Annotated in this window: 18 protein-coding genes and 1 tRNA gene; 8 read left to right on the forward strand and 11 right to left on the reverse strand. The window is 63.6% G+C overall.

Features of this window, described 5'->3' with window-relative positions:
* Positions 1–37 precede the first annotated feature (37 nt).
* Both AC3IR3_RS02845 and AC3IR3_RS02850 read right to left on the reverse strand, forming a co-directional pair.
* Entirely contained in the window at positions 38–916 is an 879-nt protein-coding gene (locus AC3IR3_RS02845; RefSeq protein ID WP_489195521.1) for a methylated-DNA--[protein]-cysteine S-methyltransferase, read from the reverse strand.
* A gap of 66 nt (positions 917–982) precedes the next feature.
* Positions 983–1,270, reverse strand: coding sequence for a hypothetical protein (locus tag AC3IR3_RS02850; protein WP_489195522.1), 288 nt, complete (start codon positions 1,268–1,270; stop codon positions 983–985).
* An 86-nt stretch (positions 1,271–1,356) separates the two neighbouring features.
* Between AC3IR3_RS02850 and AC3IR3_RS02855 the strand changes: the two genes are divergently transcribed.
* Entirely contained in the window at positions 1,357–1,692 is a 336-nt protein-coding gene (locus AC3IR3_RS02855; RefSeq protein ID WP_489197007.1) for a Rieske (2Fe-2S) protein, read from the forward strand.
* Positions 1,693–1,868: 176 nt separating this feature from the next.
* Here AC3IR3_RS02855 and AC3IR3_RS02860 read toward each other — a convergent pair whose 3' ends face one another.
* From AC3IR3_RS02860 to AC3IR3_RS02885, 6 genes are all read right to left on the reverse strand, one after another.
* A complete protein-coding gene (locus tag AC3IR3_RS02860; RefSeq protein WP_489197008.1) occupies positions 1,869–3,686 on the reverse strand; it encodes an SLC13 family permease in 1,818 nt (605 codons plus the stop codon).
* A gap of 362 nt (positions 3,687–4,048) precedes the next feature.
* Positions 4,049–5,767 carry a ubiquinone-dependent pyruvate dehydrogenase gene (poxB, locus tag AC3IR3_RS02865; protein ID WP_489197009.1) on the reverse strand — a complete coding sequence of 573 codons (1,719 nt, stop codon included), beginning with the start codon at positions 5,765–5,767 and terminating at the stop codon, positions 4,049–4,051.
* Between the two features lie 65 nt (positions 5,768–5,832).
* A complete protein-coding gene (gene trmB / locus AC3IR3_RS02870) occupies positions 5,833–6,552 on the reverse strand; it encodes a tRNA (guanosine(46)-N7)-methyltransferase TrmB (protein ID WP_489195523.1) in 720 nt (239 codons plus the stop codon).
* Positions 6,553–6,561: 9 nt separating this feature from the next.
* Positions 6,562–7,362 (reverse strand): thiazole synthase, encoded by an 801-nt coding sequence (locus AC3IR3_RS02875; RefSeq protein WP_489195524.1) that lies wholly within the window; start codon positions 7,360–7,362, stop codon positions 6,562–6,564.
* A gap of 30 nt (positions 7,363–7,392) precedes the next feature.
* Positions 7,393–7,593, reverse strand: coding sequence for a sulfur carrier protein ThiS (gene thiS / locus AC3IR3_RS02880; RefSeq protein WP_489195525.1), 201 nt, complete (start codon positions 7,591–7,593; stop codon positions 7,393–7,395).
* Positions 7,594–7,857: 264 nt separating this feature from the next.
* Positions 7,858–8,532, reverse strand: coding sequence for a hypothetical protein (locus AC3IR3_RS02885; protein ID WP_489195526.1), 675 nt, complete (start codon positions 8,530–8,532; stop codon positions 7,858–7,860).
* 147 nt (positions 8,533–8,679) lie between these two features.
* Here AC3IR3_RS02885 and AC3IR3_RS02890 point away from each other — a divergent pair.
* The 3 genes from AC3IR3_RS02890 (at position 8,680) to AC3IR3_RS02900 (ending at position 9,862) form a co-directional block, all read left to right on the forward strand.
* Positions 8,680–8,753, forward strand: a tRNA-Gly gene (locus AC3IR3_RS02890).
* Between the two features lie 106 nt (positions 8,754–8,859).
* Positions 8,860–9,018: a DUF6538 domain-containing protein gene (locus tag AC3IR3_RS02895; RefSeq protein ID WP_489195527.1), complete on the forward strand. Its 159-nt coding sequence runs from the start codon at positions 8,860–8,862 to the stop codon at positions 9,016–9,018.
* A 544-nt stretch (positions 9,019–9,562) separates the two neighbouring features.
* Complete coding sequence (locus AC3IR3_RS02900) at positions 9,563–9,862, forward strand: hypothetical protein (protein WP_489195528.1); 300 nt, start codon at positions 9,563–9,565, stop codon at positions 9,860–9,862.
* Positions 9,863–9,926: 64 nt separating this feature from the next.
* Here the strand turns inward: AC3IR3_RS02900 and AC3IR3_RS02905 are convergent, their stop codons facing one another.
* Positions 9,927–10,451: a hypothetical protein gene (locus AC3IR3_RS02905; RefSeq protein WP_489195529.1), complete on the reverse strand. Its 525-nt coding sequence runs from the start codon at positions 10,449–10,451 to the stop codon at positions 9,927–9,929.
* Positions 10,452–10,489: 38 nt separating this feature from the next.
* Complete coding sequence (locus AC3IR3_RS02910) at positions 10,490–11,635, reverse strand: hypothetical protein (RefSeq protein ID WP_489195530.1); 1,146 nt, start codon at positions 11,633–11,635, stop codon at positions 10,490–10,492.
* Between the two features lie 42 nt (positions 11,636–11,677).
* Here AC3IR3_RS02910 and AC3IR3_RS02915 point away from each other — a divergent pair, with 42 nt between their 5' ends.
* Positions 11,678–12,127, forward strand: a complete 450-nt coding sequence (locus tag AC3IR3_RS02915) for a hypothetical protein (protein ID WP_489195531.1) — start codon at positions 11,678–11,680, stop codon at positions 12,125–12,127.
* Between the two features lie 143 nt (positions 12,128–12,270).
* On the opposite strand, the gene AC3IR3_RS02920 is transcribed toward AC3IR3_RS02915, so the two are convergent.
* Positions 12,271–12,432, reverse strand: a complete 162-nt coding sequence (locus AC3IR3_RS02920; RefSeq protein WP_489195532.1) for a hypothetical protein — start codon at positions 12,430–12,432, stop codon at positions 12,271–12,273.
* Between the two features lie 259 nt (positions 12,433–12,691).
* Between AC3IR3_RS02920 and AC3IR3_RS02925 the strand changes: the two genes are divergently transcribed.
* The 3 genes from AC3IR3_RS02925 to AC3IR3_RS02935 are packed head-to-tail and all read left to right on the forward strand — an operon-like array spanning position 12,692 to position 15,986.
* Complete coding sequence (locus tag AC3IR3_RS02925) at positions 12,692–14,185, forward strand: recombinase family protein (RefSeq protein ID WP_489195533.1); 1,494 nt, start codon at positions 12,692–12,694, stop codon at positions 14,183–14,185.
* Complete coding sequence (locus AC3IR3_RS02930; protein ID WP_489195534.1) at positions 14,182–15,081, forward strand: plasmid partitioning protein RepB C-terminal domain-containing protein; 900 nt, start codon at positions 14,182–14,184, stop codon at positions 15,079–15,081. Before AC3IR3_RS02925 ends, AC3IR3_RS02930 begins: the two co-directional genes overlap by 4 nt.
* Positions 15,078–15,986, forward strand: coding sequence for a plasmid partitioning protein RepB C-terminal domain-containing protein (locus AC3IR3_RS02935; protein WP_489195535.1), 909 nt, complete (start codon positions 15,078–15,080; stop codon positions 15,984–15,986). Before AC3IR3_RS02930 ends, AC3IR3_RS02935 begins: the two co-directional genes overlap by 4 nt.
* Positions 15,987–16,161 lie beyond the last annotated feature (175 nt).

Here is a 16,161-nt window from a genome sequence, read left to right on the forward strand (position 1 = left end):
GCCGCGCGTGATGCGGCGGTAGCGAAACGTTTCGTGGTCAGCGTTGAGCGACGTTCATGGCACGCTCGGCGGCCAGCAGCCGGTCCTTGCGCTCCACACCCCAGCGCCAGCCACCGAGCGTCCCGTCTTCGCGAACGATGCGGTGGCAGGGCACGATCAACGCCAGCCGATTGCTTCCGCAGGCACGCCCGACGGCTCGTGCCGCTTTCGGTGCGCCGAGTTGCGCGGCGAGCTTCCCGTAACTCATCGTTTCGCCGTGGGGAATGCGGGTGAGCGCATCCCATACGCGCCACTGGAAGGCGGTAGCCGCGATATCGAGCGGCGGCAGTTCGGGCGGTTGCCGGTCGCTCCAGCCCAGTTCGTTCGCCACGCGGGCGATAACGGCATCCAGCCATTCTTCCCGCCCGTTATCGACACGTTCGCGCGCCGCAAGCGGGAATTCGTCCGCCAGCCTTTTTTCCAGCGTCGCGTCGTCGTCGCCGAGCGTTACGGCGCAGATGCCGCGTTCGGTGGTCGCCACCAATAGCGCACCCAGCGGGGTGTCGGTGGTCGTATAGCGGATGCTCGCGCCCGCGCCGCCGGAGCGATAACTCGCCGGGGTCATACCGAGGAGGCGGTTGCTCTGCTCGTAGACCCGGCTGCCCGAGCCAAAACCGGCTTCGTAAACGGCATCGGTAACCGCGGCGCCGTCGCGCAGGGCGCTGCGAAATTGGCCGAAGCGCCGGGCGCGGGCGTACTCGGCGGGACTGACGCCGTAGCGACGCCGGAAAGCGCGCTGGAGATGGGTCGGGCTCAGGTTCGCGATACGCGCCAGATCGGCGAGGTTCGGCGCTGTTTCGGACTGTTCGAGTTCGATGCGTACCCGTTCGAGGGCATCGGACGTGGACGATGGGGCGATGGCTGTCGATGAATTCATCATAGGTCTCCCGAAGAAGACCAGCTTAGGAGGAGGCGACGCCCCATACCATCCGCATCTTGCGCATTAATGATGCGCGTGACGATTCTGGTTGATCACCACGAATTCGCCTTCCAGCACATTGGGATCGTGCGTGGCGCGCGCCTGGGAGGCGGGAGCCGCGCCGGTCGCGCGGGCACGAGCCAGTTTCCATTGGCGCCAGCCGAAGAAGACGATGCCGCCGACCGCGAGTACACCCAGAACCACTACGCCGAACACCAGCAGAACCCCCAGCACGGCCAGTCCCGCCAGCAGCGAGAGCACGCGGACGAGCGGATTGCGGGAGCGGCGGGGAGGCGGAAACGTGAAGCTCATTGGTTAAAAATCCGTATGGCACAATGACATGCATGCAGGCCTCTAACCTTGGGGCCAAATCCTTCAGGAGACAAGTGCCCATGGCCATTTCATCCCCGGCCACCGTGTTGTGCCGCCTCGACGACATTCCGGACGGCGAGGCCATCGAGGTCAATGCCGTCGTGAATGGCGAAGACGAGTCGCTGGTGGTCTGGCGCCGGGATACGGAAGCACGCGCTTATCTCAATATCTGCCCTCATGCCGGGCGTCGTCTGGACTGGGCGCCGGGCAAGTTCCTGGTAAAGGACGGTGTACTGGTCTGCGCGGCGCATGGCGCGAGTTTCGCGGCCGCGACCGGCGAATGCACGGCGGGCCCGTGTCGCGGCGATCGTTTGCGGTCGGTCCCGGTGGCTGTGACGGACGGGCGCGTCGTGCTGCCGTAACGGCCGCCATGCCGTTGTGGGAGTGCGCTTGCGCGCGGAAGCCAACGAAGCGGCGATGGGATGGGCGCCATCCGCAGCCAGACCATCGGGCCCGTGGAGGTGAGCATCAGTCTTCCTCGCCCCGTGGGCTTTCGCGCGCAAGCGCGCTCCCACAAAAACGCGGCCGGGCCGGGCGTTCAGCGATACATGTAATTGATGGTGACCAGCGTCAGCGTCAGAACCAGAATGGTCAGCGGAATGCCGACCCGCAGGAAGTCCTTCGAACGGTAACCGCCGGGACCCGCGACCATCATCAGGGCCGGGTGACCCGACGACAGCAGGAACGTGTTCGACGACGATACGGCGACGATCAACGCATACGCCGACGGATTGCCGCCGGTACTGACCGCCACGCTGATGGCGATGGGCACCATCATCACGGTCGCGCCCACGTTCGACATCACCTGCGAGAACAGCAGCGTCAGTACGGCGATGGACAACTGCAGCGTCCATTGCGGCGCGCCGCCGAGTATCTGCAGCACTTCCTGGGCGATCCACGAGGCCGTGCCGGTGGAATCCATCGACCAGCCCAGCGGAATCAGGCACGCCGTGACGAAGATGGTCTTCCAGTTGATGGCCTTATAGGCCTCGTCCATGTTCAGCACGCCGGTCAGCAACATGCCTACCGCGCCGGTCATCATCGCCACCGACAGATCCAGGTGCGTGAACAGCGCGAGGCACTTGGCCAGCACGAAGAAACCCACCGCCTGCCAGATCTTGCCGGGGCGCGCTTCGTCCTTCGGTACGTCGGTCACCACCACGATGTCGCGGTCTTCCTGCGCAAGCATCAGGTCGCGCCATTTGCTGTGCAGGACCAGCGTATCGCCGGCACGCAATGTCACGGCGCGTACGTCTTCGCGAAACACTTCGTCGCCGCGGTTCACCGCCAGCACGGAAATACCGAAGCGTTTGCGCAGCCGGAGTTCGCCCACCGTCTGCTTGATGAAGCGCGAGCTGGGCGGAATGACGGCTTCGGAAATACCGGCCTGCGTGGTGTTGAACTGCTCGCCCAGCTGGCGCATGCGGGTGGATACGCGGCACAGCTGGTTGTTCGCGAAAACGCCGATGGCTTCTTTCGGGGCCAGCACGCCGAGCACGGTACCCACCCAGATCATCTGGTCGGACGGCGGGGCCACGCGGGATTCGTTGCCGTTCTTGATCGCGAGGATCAGCGGCGCGCCGTGCAGCTGTTCGACCTCGCCGATGCTCATGCCGACCAGCGGGCTTTCGGCGGTTACGGTCAGCTCGGCCGTTTCGCCGACGATGCCATAGGTGTCCGCGAAGTAGCTTTCCGTACGACCCGGCGTGACCTTCAGGCGGTCGTCCTCGCGCTCGGGCAGCAGCTTGCGGGTGAACGCATAGAAGAACAGCACGCCGGTCACGGCCAGCACCAGACCCACGGGTGTGACGCTGAACAGGCCGAACTTCGGAATGGTGTGCGCGCCCGGGGGCAGGTTGCTGTTGGCGCTGGCGATGAGGTCGTTCAGTACGATCAGCGGCGAGTTCGCGATCAGCGTCGTGTTCGTCGCCGTCAGGATGCAGAAGGACATCGGCAGCAGCAGTCGCGACAGCGGCACGCCCGTGCGCGCGGAAAGACGGCTGGTCACGGGAATCATCAGCGCCGCCAGCGCCTGGCTCGGGATCACGGCGCTGAACAGGCTGGTGACGCTGTTGACCACCACGCCCAGGCGCGATTCGACGCCACGCGCCATGCGCATGACGAAGGCGGCCGTGAGGTTCAGGACACCGGCCCGGTCGAGGCCCGCGCCCATGATCATGATCGCGATGATGGCGATAACCGCGTTACCGGCAAAGCCGTTGAACACCTGGTCGCCGGGGATCAGGCCGGTGAGGCCGATGGTTACGACCACGAGCAGCGCGACCATATCCGCGCGAATCCACTCCAGGACGAGCATGACCATGGTGAAGCCCACCAGGCCAAGCACGAGGATCATTTCGGGAGTGAGAGTCAGTGCCACTAGCCGGCGGTCCTGGTCCGGTCGGTGTTGCGCGTACGTAGAGCTGTCGGCATCGTGTGGCCAGGGCAGCGGGTTATGCGTTCGGAGTATACGCTGCGCATGAGATGCGAAGTTGCGCGGGGGCTGAATGGGTGTCGCGAAATGCAACGCCGCTCTTTGTAGGAGCCCGCTTGCGGGCGAAAGCCAACGGAGCGGAGATGCTGTGCGTGGCATCCGCAGCCCGGAGGTCGGGCTTGCGGAGGTGAGCATCCTGCTTCCTCGCTCCGTTGGCTTTCGCACCGTCATTGATCTTTGCTTGGCACAAGCCCGCAAGCGGACTCCTGCAAAAAAGGCGGCTTTCAGCGGCTCAGATTGCTCAGCGCCAGATCCACGATCGAATCGCCTCGTCCGCTCATCACCGCCTTCAGCGCGTAGAGGCTGAAACCCTTCACCTGCGCGGCGCTGATCTTCGGCGGCATCGACAGTTCCTGGCGATTGCTCACCACGTCGAGCAGCGCCGGCCCCTCGTGCGCAAGCACCTCGGCGATGGCCGAGGGCAGGTCGCTGGCGCGGGTTACCCGGCGGCCGTGGATACCCATCGCGTTCGCCATGGCGGCGAAATCGGGGTTGTCGAGCTGGACGCCGGTTTCCAGCAGGCCCGCGGTCTTCATCTCCATTTCGACGAAACCCAGCGTGCCATTGTTGAGCACGACGACCTTCACCGGCAGACGCTGCTGGGTAAGCGTAATAAGGTCGCCCATCAGCATCGTGAAACCGCCGTCGCCCGACAGCGAGACCACCTGCCGTCCGGGAAACGCGGACTGCGCACCGATGGCCTGGGGCAGGGCGTTGGCCATGGAGCCATGCACGAAGGAACCCAGCAGGCGACGACGGCCGTTCATGCGCAGATAGCGGGCGGCCCATATCGTGGGCGTGCCGACGTCGCAGGTGAACACGGTATCGTCCTCGGCCAGTTCGCTGACCAGGCGCGTGACTTGCTGCGGATGGATCAGGTCGCGGCCCGGCTCGATGGCGGCGAGGTCGTCCAGATCCTTGCGGCTGCGCTGGTAGTGGGCGAGACAGCGATCCAGATGACCGCTGACTCGCTTCTCTTCGATCCGCGGCAGCAGGGCTTGTAGCGTGGCCTTTACGTCGCCCACTACCCCGAGATCCACTCGGCAGCGACGGCCGATATGGGCGGGCCGCAGGTCCACCTGGGCGATCGTCGCGTCTTCCGGATAGAACTGGCGGTAGGGAAAGTCGGTGCCCAGCATCAGCAGCGTGTCGCAGTCTTCCATCGCGTAATAGCCGGAATTGAAGCCGATCAGGCCGGTCATGCCGACGTCGAAGGGATTGTCGAATTCGACGTATTCCTTGCCACCCAGTGCGTGGACGATCGGCGACTTGAGTGCGCCGGCCAACGCCATCAGTTCGTCATGCGCACCCGCGCAGCCGCGACCGCATAGCAGGGTGACGCGCTTGCCGGCGTTGAGCAACGCGGCCAGTGCGTCGAGTTCCTTCTCGGCCGGCACGATGCGCGGCACTGGCGGTATCAGGCCGGCCAGCGGCGTGGTCCGCTTTACCGGCGATTTCTTCATTGCCACGTCGCCCGGAATCACGACGACCGCCACACCGTTCAGCCCGATCGCGGCACGGATAGCCGAGTCGAAAACCTGCGGCATCTGCGCGGGATCGGACACCATTTCGCAGTAGACGCTGCATTCGCGAAACAGATCGGTGGGGTGGGTTTCCTGAAAATAACCGCTGCCGATTTCCGCGCTGGGAATATGCGCGGCGATGGCCAGCACGGGGACGCGCGTGCGATGGCAGTCGAACAGGCCGTTGATCAGGTGCAGGTTGCCGGGGCCACAACTGCCGGCGCAGACGGCAAGTTCGCCGGTCAGTTGCGCTTCGCCGCCCGCCGCGAAGGCCGCGACTTCCTCGTGGCGCACGTGCACCCAGTCGATCCGGCCGCGTTCGCGCAGCGATTCGGTAATGGCGTTGAGGCTGTCGCCGACGATGCCGTAGATGCGCCGGACACCGGCTTCCTGCAACGTTTCGGCGATAAGGTCGGCCAGACTTTCGATGGACATGGACTCGGGGCTCCGCGGGGGGATAGCCCCGCGTTATGCCCGAAGCCGGGTCAAGGCGCCGTCGTCGTCCGCTCGTAGAGGAAATCCCAGACGCCGTGACCTAGGCGGGTACCGCGACGCTCGAAGTGCGTTTCGATACGCCATGCCGGCTTGTCCGCCGAAAGTCCGGGACCGACGCGATTACGCCAGCCCGGCGCGGCTTCCATGACTTCGCGCATGTGTTCGGCGTAAGCCTCCCAGTCGGTCGCCAGATGCAGCAGGCCGCCGGGGGCCATGCGGGATGCCAGCAGTTCGACAAAGGCCGGCTGCACGAGGCGGCGCTTGTTGTGCTTTTTCTTGTGCCAGGGATCGGGGAACCAGATGCGCACTTCGGACAGTGTGCCCGGTGCGATTTCGTTTTCCAGCACTTCGACCGCGTCGTGCTTATAGACGCGAACATTGGCCGCGTCGCGTTCGGCCAGCGCATTCATCACGCGTCCGACGCCGGGGCTGTGCACTTCCACACCGACGTAGTCGCGCTCCAGATCGTGCTCGCTGGCCCAGGCCAGCGCCTCGCCGTTGCCGAAGCCGATTTCCAGCACATGGGGCGCGGAGCGGCCGAAGGTGGCATCGAGATCGCGCGGCTGCGCCGCATAGTCCAGGCCGAAGCGCGCCCAATGGTCGTCGAAGGCGCGCTGCTGTGCGGGTGTCATGCGGCCTTCGCGCAGCACGAAGCTGCGGATGCGGCGCAGATAAGGCGTGGTTTCCGGTGTGTCGTCGTCGTGCTGCATGGCGTTAACTCAACCCACCAGGCCGTCGATGGGACTGGACGCCGACGCAAAACGCTTGCGCGGAATGCGACCCGCGCGGAACGCGGCGCGGCCGGCTTCCACGGCGAGCTTCATCGCATGGGCCATCAACACCGGATTTTTCGCGCCGGCGATGGCGGTATTCATCAGCACGCCGTCGCAGCCGAGTTCCATGGCGATCGCGGCGTCGGACGCCGTGCCGACTCCTGCGTCGACGATCACCGGCACCTTGGCGTTCTCGATAATTTCCAGCAGGTTGTAGCGATTCTGGATGCCCAGGCCCGAACCGATCGGTGCGGCCAGCGGCATGATCGCGACACAGCCGATCTCTTCGAGACGGCGCGCCAGGATCGGGTCGTCCGACGTATAGACCATCACGTCGAAACCGTCGGCGACGAGTTTTTCGGCCGCCGCCAGCGTCTGGACCACGTCCGGATACAGCGTGCGCTGGTCGCCCAGCACTTCGAGCTTCACCAGCGAATGGCCATCGAGCAGTTCGCGCGCCAGACGGCAGGTGCGCACGGCGTCGTCGGCCGTATAGCAGCCGGCCGTATTGGGCAGCAGCGTGAAGCGATCGGGCGGCAGCGCATCCAGCAGGTTCGGCTGGCTGGCATCCTGACCGATATTCACGCGGCGAATCGCCAGCGTGACGATCTGCGCACCCGCCGCATCCGTGGCACGACGGGTTTCGTCGAAATCCTTGTACTTGCCGGTGCCCGTAAGCAGGCGGGAGTGGAAGGGCTTACCCGCAATGACGAGCGTGTCGTCGCCGGTCTGCGTTAGCTGGGTCATGGTGTTCGGTCCTGATGAAAGCCGGGTCGCTCAGCCGCCGCCCATGGCATGCACGATTTCCACGCGGTCGCCGTCGGCAAGCGTATGGCTGGCGTGCTGGCTGCGCGGCACGATATCGAGATTCACTTCCACGGCCACGCGTTTGCCGGCATAGCCGGACTGGTCGAGGAGCAGGGCGATAGTGGTGCCGGACGCGCAGTCGCGCGGGCTACCGTTGAGCACGATTTGCATGCCCGCAATTGTAGCGGAAGCCGCTTGCCCGGGGCTGCACGGGACTTTTCCTTTGTAGGAGCGCGCTTGAGCGCGACAGGTGCCAGCGACAACATTGGGTATGGCAGGTGGGAGCGGACTTCGTCCGCGAAACCCCACTCGCGTCATCGTCTGAGTCGCAAGCCTGCTTTCGCGGACGAAGTCCGCTCCCACCCAGCCGACCGATAACCGGCCGATAGCCCAGCATCCATCGCGCCCAAGCGCGCTCCTACAAATAGCGGTCGCTCAATGCCCGCTACCCGGCCGCCACCCGCTACCGCTCATCCCCGTACCCTGCTGCGGCCCCGCATTGGCGGGAATCCCGGTTCCGGGCTGGGGCGGGCGACCGCCGGACTGCCCGCCGTGGTTATCCCGGGGCGGAGGCGGTGGTGGCGCGAGCGTGATCTGTCCGCCGCCGGCGTTCGGATACGGGCGCGAGGGCATCGGCTGCGCGACGCTGACCGAATTGCCGTTCTGGGGGCGGCCGCCATGATGACCGTCGTCGGGACCATCGTGACCGTCATGCCCATGATCGTGGCCATGGTTACCGCCATGACCGCGGCGGTCATCGTCGCCCCAGCCGCCAAAGCCCGCCGCATAGCCGCTGACATAGGTTCCGGACGAATAGGCGCCTTCGCTGTAATTACCGTTGTTGTCTTCGCTGTAATAGCTGCCGTCCGTACGCCTCTCCATGACGTGCAGCCGCGCCGGCGTCGGCAGCGTGCCGTAACTGGTCGTCGTCACACGCCGCTCCGGCGTCGGGCCCTGGATGAAGCTGACCCCGGGTTTCGGCATATTGGCCGTCGAGACCGTCCGGGCGGGTGGATTAGCCGATTGCGCGATGGCGACCGTCGACAGCGCACACGCGGCGCAGGCTAGCGCGACAAGAACGGACGAGGCTGGACGGACGGACCTGCGCATGGTTTCGAGCTCCGACGGGTAAGTTCCTGCGCCGATTATGCGCGGCCGCCAGGGCCCGTGCAGGCCGGGACCCGCAGGCCGTTCAGCCGGCCGCTAGCCGATAGCGCTTCCAGCAGACCGACCGACGTACTAACATCCCAGCCCGACGCGGGTGTAGCTCAATGGTAGAGCTGTAGCTTCCCAAGCTACTGACGAGGGTTCGATTCCCTTCACCCGCTCCAATCCTTTTGTCAGGCCGCTTCAACTGCCTGCTATCAAAGGATTTTCTGGAGCGCGAAGGCCACCTCAAACCGACCTTTCCGAGGTACTGTTTGAGGGACTGTTTCGATGCCAAAGCCCTTGTTGCTGCGTCGCCCCAGCGGGTTGTATGCGCGCTATTGGGTGCCCCTGGCGCTGCGGGAGGCCGTGGGGTCCAAGACTATTGTTCGATCATTGGGCGGCTTGCGCGGCGATGCCGCGCGCCTGGAAGCCGCCCGGCTTGGGTAGCCGCGATCACGGGTGGCGGGGGTCGCCCGCTTCGGCCCGAAGGCCAGGTTCCGGAGGTGACGCTCAATCAAGGTGCTGAGCATGCTACCGGCCATCGAGACGTCAGTGGCTGGCGATGGAATGACGTCAGTATTCGCCGAGGGCATGACGACGGGCACGACCGGTGCCGTCAGTAGCAGCTGAGCCGTCAGCGGAGCTTGCGAGGTAGGGGGCGGGGGCGGGCTTCGGATGGCAGGCTCGCGTGGGTTCTGCGCCGCGCCAGAGGCGACCTCTCCGCCGCGGGCCATCGCAACGATGATGGGCGGCGATCCCGAACCACCACGGTCGGCCAGGAACCCGCGATCGGCGCCGCCCCGACGGGGAGATGGCAGCGCCCCCGGCCGCATCCGCTCGGCGAGGCCCAGTTTCTCGATCAGCTCCATCACCATCACGTGCCCGTCAAAGCAGGTCGGCGACACGCGGATGCGCCTCGCATGAGCCGGCGCATCGCAAGCGCCTTGCGGAGATTCGCACACTCGAAGAAGAGGTCGCAGACCGGTTTCGCGTGTCGAACGGCATCGAAGAACAGCTCAAAGACATCGCGAAGCGTGCAATGCCCTGGCGGCTTCATGCCATCGACGATAGGCGCAAGGTCAAGCATCGCTTGGCGTTGCTGGAAACGTCAGACCACACCGCGGTCGAAGAGCTGATAGATGTCGCGAATGCTGATGAGAAGCCGTGGCTCAAGTTGTATGCGGCAACCAGCGAGCCCACGATGTCACTACAGAAGCTGGTGAACGCCGCAGAAGCGGAGGGAAGAAACGTAAATCGAACAGCTCAGAAAGCTCATCGACCGCCGGTTTGACGCAGTCCGTGATTCACTCATGAATGCTGGCGTCGCCGCCGGCATTCTCTCTGGCAGTTAAGGACTAACGGACCGACAGGATGGCGTGACGTACCGAATGAGCATGGTCTGCGCTTAGCCCAAGGTCGTTCATCAACTGAAAAAAGTCATCAGCTGCCGAAGCATTCAGTCCTTGCCTACGGGCGGTAGCTCGGGCAAGTTTACGGATGGGCTCCAGATCGCCTCCGGTGAAGTGCGCGGGGTCGCCGACGGCGTCCGACATGGTCTGCTTGGCATGATCCGTTAGAGCCGACCCGTGAACGAAATAGCGTAGGTGTCGAAGGAAATTTCCGTGGCCAAAGATCTCGTCGCCGACGGTGCCATTGCTTTCAAAGATTTGGCACCGCGAGCGCTTGCCGGTGTGGTAGTCGGGATCGAAGAAGTACCGAAGCCGCTGCTCAGGAATGGCTCCTCGATCTAGCAAGAGGGGCGTCAGGCGCGCGGCGGCTCGGCACGATCGCACAAGAGCATCATGCGTGCGGGCGTGAAATTCGATTTCCGCCAGGAGGGCAGCCTCGGCGTCCGTCAGCTCAATGGTGCCTAAGATCATTGGGGTCGTCCGCGTTGGTGTGGCGCCATGCAGATATCTTACTCACGACTTCCTGCGAGCCGCGGGGGTGCCGCTTCTGCGCCGGCTAAGGTGGCTGGTGCGCAGCTCACTGGACGAATCGCCCAAGGCCTGGCACTCGGGTCGAAAACGACAAAATGCTGGTCATCGATGCGTGCTGCAAGGGCGGTCGCTGCCCCGCAGACGGGGCGTTGCCAGAAATCCAGGCCCACCACAACCACCAAGCCGGCCTTTCGAAGCATCGAGCCCTGCCGTAGGTCGACGTGGGCAATCTCGCCTGCGATCACGATCGGCACCGCACAAATAAAAAGGGGACGCGCGATCTGGATGAAATCCTGCAGGTCGTCTGACCACGGCCGGTGTCGCCTGGCTAACCATCCGCCACGTGCCATGCTCAGCACGAATAGAGGCACCATCAGCAGCGCGCCGAGCAACGCGGTGGCGAAGAGCCAGGTTATAGGGGCGAGCAAGCCGGTGAGTGCGGTCAACGCGGCGGGAAACGAGCCTGGGTCCTGCCCGGTGAGGTCAAACAACGTCTTTCGGGCTAGGCTCAGCGAAAGTCCTGCCATTAGCGCAGCCACCGCCGCCAACACGACAACGCCAATCTTCCGCGCGGCACCCCAGTGGACGAGGGCGCGCCCGAACACGACGAGGTCAAGCGAAGCCACCACCCCGAAGAAACTGACAGCAACGCCGAGAACGATTTGCCAGGGACCCGAGGCGGCGAAAAACGCCGAGCCGCATCCTGCGACAAACAGGACATACCAGGCGACGCGCCACAGCAGCTGGAGCCAAGCGGGCTGACGAACTGCGGCGGGGGCGGCGCGCGAGACCCGCCTTAGGTGGCCGGCAGCCGCGCGGCATTCTTCCGTCGCCTGGCTAAGAAGCTGTCGACTCTTGGGTAGCGACTGCTGCACCCAAAGGGCAGCGATTCCCGTAAGAAAGATTCCGGTGGCAGTCTTAGACGAGAACCACCATGTCCCGAGCATGGCGACCACCCAAGCCAAGAGGGCTGCCCGCCCGCGGCGTGCGCTAACTTCCGAAATCACCGGCGCCCCCTGTCCATCGACTGCATCGTTTGTCATCGGCATCTCTAGGCGAAGCTTGAGTTCCCCAGAGAAGCCTATCGTCGATGATAGGTCGTAGTCGAGGAGGGGCCAGCGCATCTATATTCAATATCAACACGGAGGCTGACATGGGGAGTTGGGATGCAAACAGATGACGCGCGGGCCATTGCTGCGCACGGTCACCGGGTAGCGCTGAACGATTTTTCTCGCGCCGACGCTTTTGCGGCGCTGCTGATAAGGCGCAAGTGGTTTGGCCCAGTCTTCGCTGGAGTTAGTGCACGCGAAGTCCAGCAGCTCGCGCTTTGTACTGCTTTTGTTGTCACGTACGCGCGTCCATTTTCCGACAACGACCGGTGGAAGTTTCGCCTTAAAGGGGGCGGCCTCGACGCGGCTCAGCGCGCTTTACACGGCCGGTGGGTCGACCTTCGCAATGAAGTGTTCGCCCACTCCGACGCCAAGCATCACGATTATCGCGTGCATGACAGCGGGTCGCTGACCTTTGGCATCATCACTAGGCCCGCAATGCACCTGGACGAAGACACACTCACTCAGGCGCGCTCGCTGCCGTCGTTCAACTCTTCCAGAGAGTAAAAGGTCATTAAACGCAGCCGCGCCATCAGATGGATCTGAAGGAATTTCACGCTGGCCTCGACCTTCGGCTTATCTTTTGGGTGATAAGGCCGAGCCGGCAGCACGGCAACGCCGTAGTGCTTATTCAGGTCCGCGTAGCCCCGCTACACAGTGGGCCAATCCCCGCCGGCTTTTTCGATGAAGCACTTCGCGTTATCGGGGACAATGACGTGAGGCACGCCACCGAAATACTCGAACATCTCGGCGTGCGCTTCGATGACTTGCTCGTCGGTCATCGAGAACACCGGCCGTGCATCCTTGAGCATGTCTTTCCATGCCGATGCAATGTTGGCGGCGAGACCGACGGCAGGCTGCTTACGGGAGGCACATCGACAGTTTCGAAGCCATACCTCGGCCCGCTTTATGCTTTCTGTTGCGCCCGTGATACAGGCTTCCTACACGCGGAAAACAGGCATAAAGTCGGAGTTCTTCGGCCCCACCGGGGCCACCATGGCCAAGTCCGTGGCACGTCCGGCAGCTCCTGGCAGGGCTGATGCAGCAATCTCCGTTGCTGAGTACGTCCGCATGTCGACCGACCACCAGCGCTACAGCACCGAAAACCAGTCCGACGCCATTCACGCCTATGCTGCTGCCCATGGGATGGTCATTGAGCGGACATATCGCGACGAGGGCAAGAGTGGTCTTGACCTCGGCGGGCGTGCATCACTCCAACGATTGCTCGTTGACATCGAAAGCGGACACGCACCGTTTGAGGCGGTGCTGGTGTTTGATGTCTCGCGCTGGGGCCGTTTCCAGAATGCAGATGAGGCGGCCTTTTACGAGTACCGGTGTTTCCAGGCCGGTGTTCGGGTGGTCTATGTTGCCGAGCCGTTTGAGAACGACGGCTCACCGCTGGCGACGATTGTTAAAGGCGTCAAGAGAAGCATGGCGGCCGAGTACAGCCGTGAACTCTCGGCCAAGGTGTTTGCTGGCCAGTGCCGTCTTGCAAGTCTAGGGTTCCGTCAGGCCGGCCCTCCGGGTTTTGGCCTTCGCCGTGCCCTGATTGACGGGGAACGACGACCGAAGGGCGTGCTGGAACCCGGCGAGCGCAAAAGCATCCAGACTGACCGCGTGATTCTGGTGCCGGGGCCAGACCATGAGCTCGACATTGTCCGTGGCATCTACCGGGATTTCATTGATGGCGACCTCACCGAATCGGTCATCGCCGAGCGGTTGAACGTGCAGGGGGTGCTCACCGACATGCAGCGGCCCTGGACACGGGGGACCGTGCACCAGGTGCTGACGAACGAGAAATACGTTGGCTCGAACATCTACGCCAAGCGCTCGGGAAAACTCAAACAACCGTCGGCACCGAATCCGCCCGAGAAATGGGTGCGGTGTGACGGGGCATTCGAGGCCATCGTCTCGCGGGACGTGTTTCTCGAAGCGCGCCGCCGGATTGCACTGCGGTCCGAAAAGCTCTCCGACGCGCAGATGCTGGAGTTGCTCCGGAAACTTCTGGAGAAAACCGGAGAGCTATCCGGCCTCATCATCGATGAGGAAGAAGGCATGCCATCGAGTGGCGCCTACCAGCATCGTTTTGGGGGTTTAGTCCGGGCCTACCAGCTCATCAGTTATGACCCCGGCCGGAGCTTTGAGTATCTGAACCTCAACAGGCAACTCCGTGCATGGCGGCCCGGGGTCATCGATGCTGTGGTCGATGCCCTGCGGCATGCTGGAGGTTCGGTCGAGCAAGACGAAGGCAGTGGACTGCTGCGGGTCAACCAGGAATGGACCCTGTCTGTGGTGTTGGCGCCCTGCAAGGAACAACCGGACGGCACGCTCCGCTGGCGCATCCATTTTGATGCCGTCTTGCGTCCCGACCTGACCCTCGCCTGCCGGATGGACAGGGCCGGCAGTGGGGTTCGTGATTATTACCTCATCCCACGCCTCGACCTTGGCATGTGGCCGAGACACCTGGGGTTCGACAACACTCCCCTCATCGACGGCTACCGCCAGGACTCCCTCGACGTCCTCGGGCAACTGGCCGCCCGCGTGCGCTATCCGGAGGCCGCATGAAAGCAAACGTCACCCACTCACCGACCATCGAGTCGGTGCCCATTGCACTCATTCGCGTGCTCAACCCCCGGTCCCGGGACAAGTCGCAGCACGCCAGCATCACCGAAACCATCCGGCTCACCGGGCTCCGGCGTCCCGTCACGGTGTGCCGGAGGCCCGGCAAGGACGGGCAGGCCGGGTATGACCTCGTTTGTGGGCAGGGCCGAATCGAAGCCCTCACGGCGCTCGGCCACAGCCATGTGCCCGCCGTGGTCATCGAGGCCAGTGAGGAGGACTGCCTCGTCATGAGCTTGATCGAGAACATCGCAAGACGCCCCCAGTCCGCCATCGACACCATGCGCGAAATCGGGCGGCTCCGTGACCGGGGGCACACCGATACAGAAATCGGCGAACTCATTGGTACGAGTGCGTCCTGGGTGTACATGGTTAGTGTCCTGCTCGACAAGGGCGAAGAGCGCCTGCTTGTTGGCGTGCAGACAGGGCTCATCACTTTGTCGATGGCCGTCGACATTGCCAGGGCGAGCACGCCGGAAATCCAAGCCATTCTCAACGATGCCTATCACCAAGGGATACGGGGGAAACGGATGGGGCGGTTGCGCCGGCTGCTCGAGGCACGGGCCAACCGTTCGGTGCAGATGAGGGAGGGGTATCACCCGCCGTCGAAGGGCAAGCCCAGGCCACTGTCAGGCGCGGAGCTTCGCCGCATGCTGGAGCGCGAGGCCGACAAGCAACGCCTACTTTTGAAAAAAGCTGAGGTTGTCCACCGGCACCTGACGTTTTGCGTGGGAGCCATGAAGGACCTGCTGATGCAGCCGCAGTTCCGGACGATTCTCAAAAACGAAAAGCTCGAATCCATGCCGAAGATGCTGCCGGAACGGATGGGGAGCCAGCCATGAATGCACAACCCAAGGACGCGACTGCGCCTTTGAAGACCGCGTTTTCTGCCGCGACCATCGAGGTGAACGTTGACCACATCGAGTCGCTTCGGGCATTGCCCAGAGGAATCAAAGCCACATCGAAATGGCAGGAGATTTTCGCGTCCATCCGGGAGGAGGGGATGGTTGAATGGCCGGTGGTCACTCCGATATCGGACCGGCCGGGTTATTACTATGTCGTCGACGGACATATGCGGCTGGAAGCCTTCCGCGACCTCGGCGGTACGGTGGTCGAATGCCTGGTGAGCAGTACGGACGACACCTACACATTCAACGCCCAGGTCAACCGCATCTCTGCAGTCCAGGACCACCGGATGATTTTGCAGGTCATCAAGAGCGGAGTGCCTATCGAGCGGCTGTCCCGGGGCCTTGCCCGCACGCCCGAAACCATCCGCCGCCGGGCCCGCCTGCTCGACGGCATCTGCAAGGAGGTCGCCGTGTTGCTTGGTGACACGCAGTGTCCTGCCGCCGCCATCGAAATCCTCAAACGACTCAAACCCGTCCGGCAGATGGAGGCGGCGGAACTGATGATTGCCAGCCAGAACTTCACGGTCCCGTTTGCCAAGGCATTGTTATCGGCAACTCCGGACGAGTTCCTGAGCTCGGCCGCAGCCAAGGGGCAGCGGCGGAAAGACACCGTTGTGGCCATCGCCCGGGTTGAGCGTGAGCTCAACACCCTCCAGCAAAAGACCAGCACGGTCGTCGACGCCTACGGGCAGGAGATGGTCGACTTGACGTTGTTGCGGGCCCACCTGTGCGTACTGTTGGGGAGCAATGCCATCGTCAAGTGGCTTGCCCGGAATCGGCCGGTGTACCTGACCGAGTTCCAGAAGGTCGCCGAAATTGAAGACGTGGCGAGGGTGTAGGAGGGAGGTGCATGGTCGGCTTGGGCTGCTTACATGACCCCCGCATCGTTTCATGCTTGAGTCCATCTGCCTGCCGCAGACGGGACGCCGCCACGCAACCGGATTCTCCGTTTGGAGTTCGCCGGTGATTCGTTCGTGGCTTTGGATCAGATGTGAAGCGCTCAGTTCATCTGAA

It is taken from the genome of Luteibacter sp. GL_149, assembly GCF_057834065.1.

What these genes read in the sequence shown, in the direction of transcription:
- AC3IR3_RS02845 (WP_489195521.1), bottom strand. Translation starts at nt 916, where the DNA reads ATGAATTCATCGACAGCCATCGCCCCATCGTCCACGTCCGATGCCCTC.
- AC3IR3_RS02850 (WP_489195522.1), bottom strand. Translation starts at nt 1,270, where the DNA reads ATGAGCTTCACGTTTCCGCCTCCCCGCCGCTCCCGCAATCCGCTCGTC.
- AC3IR3_RS02860 (WP_489197008.1), bottom strand. Translation starts at nt 3,686, where the DNA reads ATGATCCTCGTGCTTGGCCTGGTGGGCTTCACCATGGTCATGCTCGTC.
- trmB (WP_489195523.1), bottom strand. Translation starts at nt 6,552, where the DNA reads ATGCAGCACGACGACGACACACCGGAAACCACGCCTTATCTGCGCCGC.
- AC3IR3_RS02875 (WP_489195524.1), bottom strand. Translation starts at nt 7,362, where the DNA reads ATGACCCAGCTAACGCAGACCGGCGACGACACGCTCGTCATTGCGGGT.
- thiS (WP_489195525.1), bottom strand. Translation starts at nt 7,593, where the DNA reads ATGCAAATCGTGCTCAACGGTAGCCCGCGCGACTGCGCGTCCGGCACC.
- AC3IR3_RS02885 (WP_489195526.1), bottom strand. Translation starts at nt 8,532, where the DNA reads ATGCGCAGGTCCGTCCGTCCAGCCTCGTCCGTTCTTGTCGCGCTAGCC.
- AC3IR3_RS02895 (WP_489195527.1), top strand. Translation starts at nt 8,860, where the DNA reads ATGCCAAAGCCCTTGTTGCTGCGTCGCCCCAGCGGGTTGTATGCGCGC.
- AC3IR3_RS02905 (WP_489195529.1), bottom strand. Translation starts at nt 10,451, where the DNA reads ATGATCTTAGGCACCATTGAGCTGACGGACGCCGAGGCTGCCCTCCTG.
- AC3IR3_RS02910 (WP_489195530.1), bottom strand. Translation starts at nt 11,635, where the DNA reads ATGCGCTGGCCCCTCCTCGACTACGACCTATCATCGACGATAGGCTTC.
- AC3IR3_RS02915 (WP_489195531.1), top strand. Translation starts at nt 11,678, where the DNA reads ATGCAAACAGATGACGCGCGGGCCATTGCTGCGCACGGTCACCGGGTA.
- AC3IR3_RS02920 (WP_489195532.1), bottom strand. Translation starts at nt 12,432, where the DNA reads ATGCTCAAGGATGCACGGCCGGTGTTCTCGATGACCGACGAGCAAGTC.
- AC3IR3_RS02925 (WP_489195533.1), top strand. Translation starts at nt 12,692, where the DNA reads ATGTCGACCGACCACCAGCGCTACAGCACCGAAAACCAGTCCGACGCC.
- AC3IR3_RS02930 (WP_489195534.1), top strand. Translation starts at nt 14,182, where the DNA reads ATGAAAGCAAACGTCACCCACTCACCGACCATCGAGTCGGTGCCCATT.
- AC3IR3_RS02935 (WP_489195535.1), top strand. Translation starts at nt 15,078, where the DNA reads ATGAATGCACAACCCAAGGACGCGACTGCGCCTTTGAAGACCGCGTTT.